Annotated in this window: 9 protein-coding genes and 1 riboswitch; of the genes, 2 read left to right on the top strand and 7 right to left on the bottom strand. The window is 73.2% G+C overall.

Annotation, left to right across the window (positions count from 1 at the left end):
• From ACWEN3_RS30750 to ACWEN3_RS30720, 7 genes are all read right to left on the bottom strand, one after another.
• A partial coding sequence (locus ACWEN3_RS30750; RefSeq protein ID WP_452977224.1) for an ATP-binding protein occupies positions 1-1124 on the bottom strand: 1124 nt, incomplete at its 3' end.
• Positions 1121-4771 (bottom strand): cobaltochelatase subunit CobN, encoded by a 3651-nt coding sequence (gene cobN / locus ACWEN3_RS30745; RefSeq protein WP_452977222.1) that lies wholly within the window; start codon positions 4769-4771, stop codon positions 1121-1123. The genes cobN and ACWEN3_RS30750, both read right to left, overlap by 4 nt.
• On the bottom strand, positions 4768-6300 hold the full coding sequence (locus ACWEN3_RS30740; protein ID WP_452977219.1) for a cobyric acid synthase: 1533 nt from the start codon (positions 6298-6300) through the stop codon (positions 4768-4770). Before ACWEN3_RS30740 ends, cobN begins: the two co-directional genes overlap by 4 nt.
• A complete protein-coding gene (locus ACWEN3_RS30735; RefSeq protein WP_452977216.1) occupies positions 6297-7241 on the bottom strand; it encodes a cobalamin biosynthesis protein in 945 nt (314 codons plus the stop codon). The genes ACWEN3_RS30740 and ACWEN3_RS30735 overlap by 4 nt, the downstream gene beginning before the upstream one ends.
• Before the next feature lie 100 nt (positions 7242-7341).
• Positions 7342-7483: riboswitch (cobalamin riboswitch) on the bottom strand.
• 152 nt (positions 7484-7635) lie between these two features.
• A complete protein-coding gene (locus tag ACWEN3_RS30730) occupies positions 7636-7863 on the bottom strand; it encodes a hypothetical protein (protein ID WP_452977214.1) in 228 nt (75 codons plus the stop codon).
• A 37-nt stretch (positions 7864-7900) separates the two neighbouring features.
• Positions 7901-9151 carry an anion permease gene (locus ACWEN3_RS30725; protein WP_452977212.1) on the bottom strand — a complete coding sequence of 417 codons (1251 nt, stop codon included), beginning with the start codon at positions 9149-9151 and terminating at the stop codon, positions 7901-7903.
• 144 nt (positions 9152-9295) lie between these two features.
• Positions 9296-10054, bottom strand: coding sequence for a lysozyme (locus tag ACWEN3_RS30720; RefSeq protein ID WP_452977210.1), 759 nt, complete (start codon positions 10052-10054; stop codon positions 9296-9298).
• A gap of 219 nt (positions 10055-10273) precedes the next feature.
• Between ACWEN3_RS30720 and ACWEN3_RS30715 the strand changes: the two genes are divergently transcribed.
• The gene (locus ACWEN3_RS30715) at positions 10274-10942 is read left to right on the top strand and encodes a class II aldolase/adducin family protein (protein ID WP_452977207.1); all 669 of its coding nucleotides are present in this window, start codon (positions 10274-10276) and stop codon (positions 10940-10942) included.
• A gap of 4 nt (positions 10943-10946) precedes the next feature.
• A partial coding sequence (locus tag ACWEN3_RS30710) for a hypothetical protein (RefSeq protein WP_452977227.1) occupies positions 10947-11332 on the top strand: 386 nt, incomplete at its 3' end.

Genomic DNA, 11332 nt, shown 5'->3' with positions numbered 1-11332 from the left:
AGTCGACGGGTGTCTCGTCGAGCATCCGACGCACATAGGTGCGAGGACCGCCGAACCCCGGGACCATCCGGGTCGGGACCGTCCGGGTCGGGATCGTCCTCGCCGTCGTCCTCGCCCGAGAACTGCTCCAGCGTCTCGTCCAGCCTGTCCTCGTCCAGCCCCGGCGCGTCGAAGGGGTTACGGCGCCTGCGGTGCGGCAGCGCGAGCAGCGCCGCCTGCCGGACGTCCTCGGCCAGGACGTCCGTCCGCCCGGCCCACGCGGCCAGCGCGGTCGCCGTCCGGGCCATCACGATGTCGGCGCGCATGCCGTCCACCTCGAAGGCCGCGCAGGTGGCCGCGATCTGCCGCAGCGCACCGTCGCCCAGCCGCACCTGCGGCAGCAACCTCCGTGCCGCCACGATCCGTTGCCGGACGGCGGCCTCCTCCTCGGCCCACCGCGCGGCGAAGCCGGCCGGATCGTCGTCGTACGCCAGCCTGCGCCGTACGACCTCCACCCGCTGGTCCGGTTCCCGGGACGCCACGACCTCCACGGTCAGCCCGAACCGGTCCAGCAACTGCGGCCGCAGCTCGCCCTCTTCGGGGTTCATGGTGCCGACGAGCAGGAAACGGGCCGCGTGCCGCACCGACACCCCCTCGCGCTCGACGTAGGAGGCGCCCATGGCCGCCGCGTCCAGCAGCAGGTCGACCAGATGGTCGTGGAGGAGGTTGACCTCGTCGACGTACAGGATCCCGCGGTGCGCGTCGGCCAGCAGGCCCGGCTCGAACGCCTTCACGCCCTCGGCGAGCGCCCGCTCGATGTCCAGGGCGCCGACCAGCCGGTCCTCGGAGGCGCCGACCGGCAGCTCGACCATGCGCGCGGGACGGGTCTCGAACGCCCCGGGCTCGTGCGGCCCGTCCGGGCAGCCCGGGTCGGGAGAGTCGGGATCGCAGGAGAAACGGCAGCCGGAGACCGCGTTCAGCTCCGGCATGAGCGCCGAAAGGGCTCGTACCGCCGTCGACTTGGCGGTGCCCTTCTCGCCGCGCACCAGCACCCCGCCGACCGCCGGGGACACGGCGTTCAGCAGCAGCGCGAGCCGCAGGTCGTCCTGGCCGACGACGGCGGTAAAGGGGAAGGGGGTGGTCACTGGTCGCCCTCCAAGTCGCCTTCCAGCTCCAGGTACGTGGCGCGCAGCCGCTCCAGCGTGTCCGCGTCCGGCTCGGCCCACAGGCCCCGGTCGGCGGCCTCCAGGAGCCGTTCCGTGATGCCGCGCAGCGCCCACGGGTTGGACTTCTTCATGAAGTCCCGGTTCTCCGGGTCGAAGACGTACTCCGCGCTGAGCTTCTCGTACATCCAGTCGTCCACCACGCCCGCCGTGGCGTCGTAGCCGAACAGGTAGTCGACGGTCGCGGCCATCTCGAAGGCGCCCTTGTAGCCGTGCCGGCGCATGGCCGCCATCCAGCGCGGGTTGACCACGCGGGCGCGGAAGACCCGGTGCGTCTCCTCGCCCAGCGTGCGGGTCCTCACCTGGTCCGGAACGGCGCTGTCGCCCACGTACGCCTCGGGGTTGGCGCCGGTCAGGTGCCGGACCATGGCGACCATGCCGCCGTGGTACTGGAAGTAGTCGTCGGCGTCGACCAGGTCGTGCTCGCGGGTGTCGACGTTCTTCGCGGCGACCGCGATCCGCCGGAACGCGGTCTCCATGTCCCCGCGCGCGGCCCGCCCCTCGAGACCGCGCCCGTAGGCGTAGCCGCCCCACACCGCGTACACCTCGGCGAGGTCGGCGTCCGAGCGCCAGTTGCGGGCGTCGATCAGCGGCAGCAGACCGGCGCCGTACGCGCCTGGCTTCGAGCCGAAGATGCGCGCGGTGGCCCGGCGCCGGTCGCCGTGCCCGGCGGTGTCCTCGTCGGCGTGCGCCTTCACGAAGTTCCGCTCGACCGGCTCGTCCAGCTCCGCCACCGCCCGCACCGCGTCGTCGATCAGCCCGACGACGTGCGGGAACGCGTCCCGGAAGAAGCCGGAGATGCGGACCGTGACGTCGATGCGCGGGCGCCCCAGCTCCGCCAGGGGGACCACCTCGAAGCCCGTCACCCGGCGCGAGGCGTCGTCCCACACCGGGCGGCAGCCCAGCAGCGCCAGGATCTCGGCGATGTCGTCGCCCTGGGTGCGCATCGCGGACGTACCCCACACCGTGAGGCCCACGGACTTCGGGTACTCGCCGGTGTCCTGGAGGTACCGGGCGACCAGCGAGTCGGCCAGCGACTGCCCGACCTCCCAGCTCAGCCGGGACGGGATCGCCTTGGGGTCCACGGAGTAGAAGTTGCGGCCGGTCGGCAGCACGTTGACCAGGCCGCGGGTCGGCGAGCCCGACGGACCCGCCGGGACGTAGCCGCCGTCCAGCGCCCGCAGGATGTGCCCGATCTCGTCGGTGGTCCGCGCGAGCCGCGGTACGACCTCGTCGCAGGCGAACCGCAACACGCCGAGAGCCGACGGGAGTTCGAGGCCGAGCACGTCACCCAGGACGGCGGGCACGGCCGCACGGTCCCACTCCCGTGCCTCCAGCCCCTCCGCGATCCGCCGGCACAGCTGCTCCAGCAGGTCGATCGCGTCGGACGCGGTCCGCGCGGGACCGTCCGCCAGGTCCGTCAGCTCCACCGGCACCTTCACCGGGGCGCCCGGCTCGCCCAGCAGCTCCTTCTCGTCCAGCCCGAAGTGGGCGGCGAGCGAGGCCCGCAGCCCCGGCAGGGCGTTCGCCTGCCCGCCCCAGACCTGCGAGGCGCGCAGCACGGCCAGCACCAGGTTCACGCGCGGCTCGCCGATGGGGCCGCCGCCCAGGATGTGCAGACCGTCGCGGATCTGCACGTCCTTGATCTCGCACAGATAGCCGTCGATGTGCATCACGAACTCGTCGAACTCGGCGTCGTCCGGCTGCTCGTCCACATGCAGGTCGTGGTGCAGCTCGGCGGCCTTGACGAGCGTCCAGATCTGGGCGCGGACGGCCGGCGCCTTCGCCGGGTCCAGGTCGGAGACGAGCGCGTACTCGTCCAGGAGCTGCTCCAGCTTGGCCAGGTCGCCGTAGCTGTCGGCCCGCGCCATCGGCGGGACCAGGTGGTCGACCACCGTGGCGTGCCCGCGCCGCTTGGCCTGGGTGCCCTCACCGGGGTCGTTGACGATGAACGGGTAGATCAGCGGCAGCTCGCCGAGGACCGCGTCCGGGGCGCACCCGGCGCTCAGCCCGAGGCCCTTGCCCGGCAGCCACTCCATCGTGCCGTGCTTGCCCATGTGCACGATCGCGTCCGCGCCGAAGCTGTCGTCCAGCCAGCGGTAGGCCGCCATGTAGTGGTGCGAGGGCGGCATGTCGGGGTCGTGGTAGATCGCGATCGGGTTCTCGCCGAAGCCGCGCGGCGGCTGGATCATCACGACCACGTTGCCGAACCGCAGGGACGCCAGCACGATGTCGTCGCCGTCCACGTACAGGCTGCCCGGCGGCTCGCCCCATGCCTCGGTCATCGCGTCCCGCAGCTCGGGGTCGAGCTTCTCGAACCACGCCCGGTAGTCGGCCAGCGGCACCCGCGCGGGCGCCGCCGCCAGCTGGTCCTCCGTCAGCCACTCCACGTCGTGGCCGCCGGCCTCGATCAGCCGGTGGATCAACTCGTCGCCGCCGGAGGGGTATTCGGTGAGCGAGTATCCGGCGTCCCGCAGCGCGTCCAGCACCCGTACCGCCGAGGCGGGCGTGTCCAGGCCGACCGCGTTGCCGACGCGGGAGTGCTTGGTCGGGTACGCGGTGAAGACCAGAGCGATCCTCTTCTCGGCGTTCGGCTTGTGCTTCAGCCGGGCGTGCCGCAGGGCGATCCCGGCCACGCGGGCGGCCCGCTCGGGGTCGGCGACGTACACCGGGACGTCGTCCGGGCCCTGCTCCTTGAAGGAGAACGGCACGGTGACGAGACGGCCGTCGAACTCCGGGATCGCCACCTGCATCGCCGCGTCCATGGGGGAGAGGGCGGCGTCCGACTCCTCCCAGGCCTGGCGGGAGGTGGTCAGGCAGAGGCCCTGCAGCACGGGGACGTCCAGGTCGGCGAGCGCGCCGATGTCCCAGGACTCCTCGTCGCCGCCCGCGGAGGCCCGCGAGGCGTGCGTGCCGCCGGCCGCGAGCACGGTCGCGACCAGCGCGTCGGCCCGCCCCAGCAGCTCGTACAGCCCGGCGTCCGCGCCGCGCAGCGAACCGCAGTAGACGGGAAGGGCGTTGGCGCCCCGCGCCTCGATCGCCTCGCACAGGGTGTCCACGAAGGCGGTGTTGCCGCTCAGCTCGTGCGCCCGGTAGAAGAGCACGCCCACGGTCGGCCGCCCGTCCACGGGCACCCGGTCGCCACGGACGCCGTACTCCGGCATCTTCCGCGGCTCCTCGAAGCCCTCGCCGGTCAGCAGCACGGTGTCCGACAGGAACCGGGACAGCTCCAGCAGGTTGGCCGGACCGCCCTCGACCAGGTACGTCAGCGCCTCCGCCACCACACCGGCGGGCACGGTCGACGCGGCCATCAGCTCGGCGTCCGGCACGGCCTCACCGCCCAGCAGCACGGCCGGGATCCCGGAGGCCCTCAGCGCGGCGAGGCCGTCCTCCCAGGCGCGCCTGCCACCGAGCAGCCGTACGACGGCGAGGTCCGCGCCGTCGAGCAGGCCCGGCAGCTCCCCCGCGACGTCGACCCGGGTGGGGTTGCCGATGCGGTAGTCCGCGCCGGAGGCCCGGGCCGCCAGCAGATCCGTGTCGGCGGTCGACAACAACAACACTGTGCTCATGCGGGCGCTCCCGGTGGAATGAAAGGCAGTCCTTGCGGCGCGCCCGACTCGATGAGCCGCCACAGCGCGTCCGTGTCCGCGTGCTGTTCGATCAGGTCGCCGAGCCGGTCGAGCTGCTCCTCGCGCAGCGCGGCGAAGGTGGTGTCCGGCGCGGGCACGAAGCGGCGGCCCGCGGCGGCGGCCACCTCGCGCAGAAACGCCCGCCGGAAGCCGTCCGACTCCAGCGCGCCGTGCCAGTGGGTGCCCCAGGTCCGGCCGACCCGGCAGCCGTCCAGGCTGCGCCCGTGGCCGTCGGAGATGAACGCCTCGCCGCCCTCGACCGTCGCCACCCCGTGGTGGATCTCGTACCCCTCGACGCGCTCGCCCAGGGCCTCGCCGGCCGGCCGGGTGAGGGTCTTCTCCCGGGCGAACCGCACCCGAACGGGCAGCACGCCGAGCCCGGGGACCGCGCCGGCGCGCGACTCGACCTCGTCCTCGATGTGCTCGCCGAGGATCTGGAAGCCGCCGCAGACGCCGAGGACCGGGCGCCCCTCGGCGGCCCTGCGGACCAGGGCGTCCGCGAGCCCGCGCGCCCTCAGCCACTCCAGCGCCCGGACCGTGCCCCGGGTCCCGGGAACGACGACCAGGTCCGCGTCGGCCAGCTCCTCCGGCCGGTCCACGAACCGCACCACGACCCCGGGTTCGGCGGCCAGCGCGTCGACGTCCGTGAAATTGGACATCAGCGGGACCGCGCACACGGCGACCCGCAGCACGTCCTCGCCGACGGGCGGGGCCACGGTGGACTCGCGCACGGTCCCGCGCAGGGAGACGCGCAGGCCGTCCTCCTCGTCGATGCCGAGCCCGTGCCGGAACGGCAGCACGCCGTAGGAGCGCCGTCCGGTGAGGCCGTGCAGCATGTCGAGGCCCGGCTCAAGGAGCGAGACGTCGCCGCGGAACTTGTTCACCAGGAACCCGGCGACCAGCTCCTGGTCCTCGGGCGAGAGCAGGGCGACCGTGCCGAAGAAGGACGCGAAGACGCCCCCGCGGTCGATGTCCCCCACCACCAGCACGGGCAGCCGCGCACCCCGCGCGATCCCCATGTTCACGATGTCGGTCCGGCGCAGATTGATCTCCGCCGGGCTGCCCGCCCCCTCACAGATCACCGCGTCATACGTGCCCCGCAACTCGGCCAGGCAGTCCAGGACCGTGCCGAGCAGGCGCTGCTGCCGCCCGCCGTGGTACCCGCGCGCGCTCAGCTCGCCCACGGGCTTGCCGAGCAGCACCACCTGGCTGCTCTGCTCCCCGCCCGGCTTGAGCAGCACCGGGTTCATCAGCGCGGTCGGCTCGATCCGGCACGCCTGGGCCTGCATGGCCTGGGCCCGCCCGATCTCCGCCCCCTCGCGGGTCACGAAGGAGTTGAGGGACATGTTCTGCGCCTTGAACGGCGCGACCTTCACGCCCTGGCGCACCAGCCACCGGCAGATCCCGGCCGTCACGACGCTCTTGCCGGCGTCGGAGGTGGTGCCGGCGACGAGGAGACCACCGTTCACTTCACACGTCCCTTCACGAGTCGGCGCGCGGCGACGGTGACGCCGAGCGCGAGCAGGCCGACGCGGCGGGAGAGCCGTACGGCCCGGTCGACGTCGGTGGCCCTGACGGCCCGTCCGGTGGCGCCGTTCAGCACGGGGCGGTGTTCGACACGGCCGCCGTAGGACAGGGTTCCGCCGAGGCGCACGCCGAGGGCGCCCGCGAAGGAGGCTTCGACGGGCCCGGCGTTGGGGCTCGGGTGCCGTGCCGCGTCCGCCCGCCACGCCCGTACGGCGCCCCGCGGATCGGGACCGGCCAGGGCGGCGAGTACGGCGGTCAGCCTGGCCCCCGGCCAGCCGGCGAGGTCGTCGAGGCGGGCCGAGGCCCAGCCGTAGCGGCGGTGGCGGGGGGACCGGTGACCGACCATCGCGTCGAGGGTGTTGACGGCCCGGAACCCGAGCAGCCCCGGCACTCCGGCCACGGCGCCCCACACCAGGGCGCCCACCACGGCGTCGGAGGTGTTCTCGGCGACGGACTCGACCACGGCCCGGGCGATGCCGTCGGCGTCCAGGGCCTGCGGGTCCCGGCCGCACAGGTGGGGCAGCCGGGCCCGTGCCGCCTCGACGTCCCCGGCCTGAAGGGCCCGCCCGACGGTCCGCGCCTCCCGGGCGAGGGAGGTGCCGCCGACGACGGCCCAGGTGGCGGCCGCGGTCAGCGCGACCGTGACGGCGGGGGAGGGGCGTACGGAGCGTGCGGCGACCGCGCCGAGCGCGACGGCGCCACCGGCGCACACGACGGTGTGCAGGGCGCCCCAGCCGCGGTGGTCGTGCCACAACGCGCGTTCCACGGCAGCGGCCGCCCGCCCGAACACGGCGACCGGATGCCCGTGGCGGGGATCGCCGAGGAGCAGGTCACCGAGGAGGCCGGCGGCGGCGCCGTACGCGTATGTGCGATCGGCACCCATCGGCTCAGCCGGCCGTGGGCACAGGAGCGGTCCTGGTACTGGTCCTTCGGCAGCCGAGCATCACGACACGTGTCCTCACTCAGGGTGTCCACGCCCTGGTTCGACGAGATCCGGCGGTGAGAGTTCCTGGCTTCCGGGGTGTTCTTCCCCGGTGACAGTGGCGGGACCGCGCCGGATTCGCACCGGCTTCCTCTCCTGCCGCCGTAGATGGCCTGGGCAGTCCACCACGCGCCCGGAACGGCCGTCAACCTGCCGTTGACCTGCGAGGGGAGAGTGTGCCGATCCCCACACCGTGGGACTGCCGGATACGCGAGAGGCTCCCCTCCACACCAGGTGGAGGGGAGCCTCTCGGGGTTTTCCGGGGTGCCGGGTCAGCCTCGGCCCTGATCCTCGGTCAGGCCTTGACCACGATCAGGTAGAAGCCGTACGCCACCGCCGCCGCGCAGGCCGCGAAGCAGACGTAGGCGCCGGTGACGGCGAGGGCGGCGGAGTCGCCCTGGGCCGCGGCCTGCTCGCGCCGGGCCAGGCCCCTGATGCCGAGGGTGAACAGGGCCACCAGGCCCACGGTGGCCACGAGGCTGACGCCGAAGACGGAGCCGATGGCCGCCCAGTCGATCTTCATGGGGATGCTTCCTTAGTAACCGGAGGAGTGACCGGGGTCAGACGGTGGCGGCCGGGGGAACGGCGGGGGCCGGTTCGGCGGCCGGGGCGGCGATCGTGGCCGTCAGGTCGCCGGTGACCGTGCCCACCGGGGGCGGGGTCACCGCGGCGATGGCGGCGGTCACCACGCCGGCCGGCTCCGCGGTCTCGTCGACGGCGTTGACGTTGGTGTGGTCGATGACCTCGCGGCGGGACAGCTTCCAGATCGTGGCGCTCGCGGCGACCAGGAAGACGGCGACGACCGCGGTGCCCCAGCCACCCAGGGCCGTGACGGACTCGGCGCCCGCGCCGACCAGAGCGGCGGCCGGCAGGGTGAGCACCCAGGCGACGGTCATGCGGGTCGCGGTGGACCAGCGGACCACTCCGCCCTTGCGGCCCAGGCCCGCACCCATCACCGAGCCGGAGACGACGTGGGTGGTCGAGAGGGAGAAGCCGAGGTGGGAGGAGGCCAGGATGGCCGTCGCGGCGCTGGTCTGGGCGGCGAAGCCCTGGCGCGGCTCCAGGTCGGTCAGGCCCTTGCCCATGGTGCGGATGATGCGCCAGCCGCCGATGTAGGTGCCGAGCGCGATGGCCAGGCCCGCGGAGAGGATCACCCAGGTGGGAGGGTTGGAGTCGGGGGCGATGGAACCGCCCGCGATCAGCGCGAGGGTGATGACGCCCATCGTCTTCTGCGCGTCGTTGGTGCCGTGCGCGAGGGAGACCAGGCCGGCGGAGGCGATCTGGCCGGCGCGGTAGCCCTTGCGGGTGGCCTCGCCCTCGGCCTTGCCGCCGACGCCGTAGGAGAACCGGGTGGCCAGCATCGAGGCGATGCCCGCCACCACGGGCGCGGCGACCGCCGGGAGCAGCACCTTGGTGACCAGCACGTCACCGTGCACGGCGCCGAAGCCCGCGGAGGCGACGGTGGCGCCGATCAGACCGCCCATCAGGGCGTGGGAGGAGCTGGAGGGCAGACCCACCAGCCACGTCACCAGGTTCCAGAGGATCGCGCCGACCAGTGCGGCGAAGATGACCTCGGGACGGATGCCGGCCTCGTCGACGAGGCCTTTGGAGATCGTGTTCGCGACCTCCACGGAGAGGAAGGCGCCCACCAGATTGAGGGCGGCGGACATGGTCACCGCGATCCTGGGCTTCAGGGCGCCTGTCGAGATGGTGGTGGCCATCGCGTTCGCGGTGTCGTGGAAACCGTTCGTGAAATCAAACGCGAGTGCGGTTACCACCACAATCGCGAGGATCAGCGAGAAGCTTTCCATTTACCCAGGCAATCGTTCGAGGTCGTTGGCTGGTTGAACGTAGGCAACCTGGGTGAACGGAAGATGAACTGAGTCGGGCATCGGGGTGTCCTTGACGAGGGACGGGGATTCCGTTCGCCGTCGTCGGCCCAAGCGTGCCTTGGGCTACCAACCCCGGGCGAAGGCCCGCAGGTCGCCCGCCGGCCCGTTGAAGAGATTCTGGTCACCCGGCAGCCCGCCGCCGGTGCCGTACTGCCAGAACGTCCAGGACCGCCACCCGCCCGGCAGCGTCCCCGGGCCCGAGCTGCCGTGCCGGGCGATCCACAGCGGGTGGCGGGAGGCGAAGGCGCTGCTGTCGCCGGTGCACAGCTTCCACCACTGGGCCGTGGTGTAGATCACCGGGCGGCGGCCGGTCTCCCGCTCCATCTCGTCGCTGAACGACCAGATCCAGTCGACCATCTGCTTCGTGCTCAGCCCGTAGCACTCCTGCTTCTCGCTGTACGGGTTGTACTCGATGTCCAGCGCGGGCGGCAGCGTCCAGCCGTCCGCCCGCCAGTCCCCGCCGTTGCGCACGAAGAACTCGGCCTGCCGGGCGCCGGAGGACCGGTCCGGCAGCGCGAAGTGGTACGCGCCCCGGATCAGCCCCGTCCCGCGCGCGCCGTCGTACTGCTCGTCGAAGTAGGGGTTGCGGTAGTCCGTGGACTCGGTCGCCTTGACGTAGACGAACCGCGCGCCGTCGTCCTGCGCGGCCGGCCAGTCCACCTGCTTCTGGTGGGACGAGACGTCGTGCCCCCGGGGCAGGTCCCCGGCCCACGCGGGAGGGCCGGCGGCCGAGGCGGTGGTGGCGCTCGCCAGGACGAGCGCGGCCGCGGCCGCCGCGAGGACACCGGCGCGGCGGCGGATGGAGGTGCGTTCACGGGCCATGTGCCGTCTCTCCCGGGGTGGTGGACGGCCAGTCCGTCCGGCGGCAAGCGGGATCATTGAAGGCCCGTAGATCATCGAACCGGTACTGTTTTATGGCGTTTCGCGGCGAGATCCCCCGTTCGGGGGCACGGCCTCGGGTGACCTCGCACGGCCTCGTGCGACCGGCTCCGGCGGCCGGACCGCCCCGCCCGCCGCCGGGCCGGCTGGCAGGATCGCCGCATGACCGAACAGCGACGCGACGCGGACGAGGAAACGGCACACCTGTGGGCGGCACTGGTCGCGACGGCACGCCGCAGCGTCGCCGACGGGCTGGTCGTCGGCACCTCCGGCAACGTCTCCGCACGCGTCGGGGACCTCGTGCTGGTCACCCCGTCGGGCGTGCCCTACGACCGGCTCACCCCGGACGACATCACCGGCGTCGACCTCTCCGGACGCCAGGTGCTCGGCACGCTGGTGCCGACCAGCGAGCTGCCCATGCACCTAGCCGTCTACCGCACCACCGACGCCCGCGCGGTCGTCCACACCCACGCCGTGCACGCCACCGCGGTCTCCACGCTCGTGCCCGAACTCCCACCGGTCCACTACATGACCGGCGCCCTCGGCGGACCCGTCCGCGTCGCCCCCTACGCGACCTACGGCACCGACGAACTGGCCGGGAACATGCTCCGCGCCCTCGCCGGCCGCTCCGGCTGCCTGCTGCAGAACCACGGCACGATCACCTACGGCGCCACCCTCGACCAGGCCTACGACCGCACCGCCCAGCTGGAGTGGATGTGCCGGCTGTGGCTGACGGCGTCCGGCGTGCCGGGTCTGACCCCGTCCCTGTTGTCGGAGGCACAACTGGCCGAGGCCGGGGAACGTTTGAAGGGATACGGCCAACGGAGGTGACCCCTTGTCGCGCAAGCCCCTGTTCCGCTCCCTCGCCGCGCTCCAGCGTCCCACGGGTCCGCTCGCCCGGATCCGCGGCGACGGCGCCCGGCTCCGGCGCGCCCTGACGTCGGCGCCGAACCGGCCCGCACCAGCACGGCTCTCGCTCCGCCCCGGTCCTCCGCTGGCCGCTCCCGGCGACGCACACGACACTGGAGCCGTGCGCACCGTCAAAGCGACCGCCGCGCTCGACCCGGGAGACCTCGACGCCGGTCACGATCTCCAGTTCGTGGACCTCGGAGTACTTCTCCAGGTAGCGCCCACGTCCTGGATGTCGAAGACGACCGTGTCGACGCCGGAGGCGGTGAACACGTCGGCGAGGGCCCGGCCGCTCTTCAGATACGTGTCGTA

The organism is Streptomyces sp. NPDC004561 (assembly GCF_053602155.1).
This window is presented reverse-complemented; position numbering and strand designations above follow the sequence as displayed.

What these genes read in the sequence shown, in the direction of transcription:
- ACWEN3_RS30730 (WP_452977214.1), bottom strand. Translation starts at nt 7,863, where the DNA reads ATGAAGATCGACTGGGCGGCCATCGGCTCCGTCTTCGGCGTCAGCCTC.
- cobN (WP_452977222.1), bottom strand. Translation starts at nt 4,771, where the DNA reads ATGAGCACAGTGTTGTTGTTGTCGACCGCCGACACGGATCTGCTGGCG.
- ACWEN3_RS30720 (WP_452977210.1), bottom strand. Translation starts at nt 10,054, where the DNA reads ATGGCCCGTGAACGCACCTCCATCCGCCGCCGCGCCGGTGTCCTCGCG.
- ACWEN3_RS30715 (WP_452977207.1), top strand. Translation starts at nt 10,274, where the DNA reads ATGACCGAACAGCGACGCGACGCGGACGAGGAAACGGCACACCTGTGG.
- ACWEN3_RS30735 (WP_452977216.1), bottom strand. Translation starts at nt 7,241, where the DNA reads ATGGGTGCCGATCGCACATACGCGTACGGCGCCGCCGCCGGCCTCCTC.
- ACWEN3_RS30725 (WP_452977212.1), bottom strand. Translation starts at nt 9,151, where the DNA reads ATGGAAAGCTTCTCGCTGATCCTCGCGATTGTGGTGGTAACCGCACTC.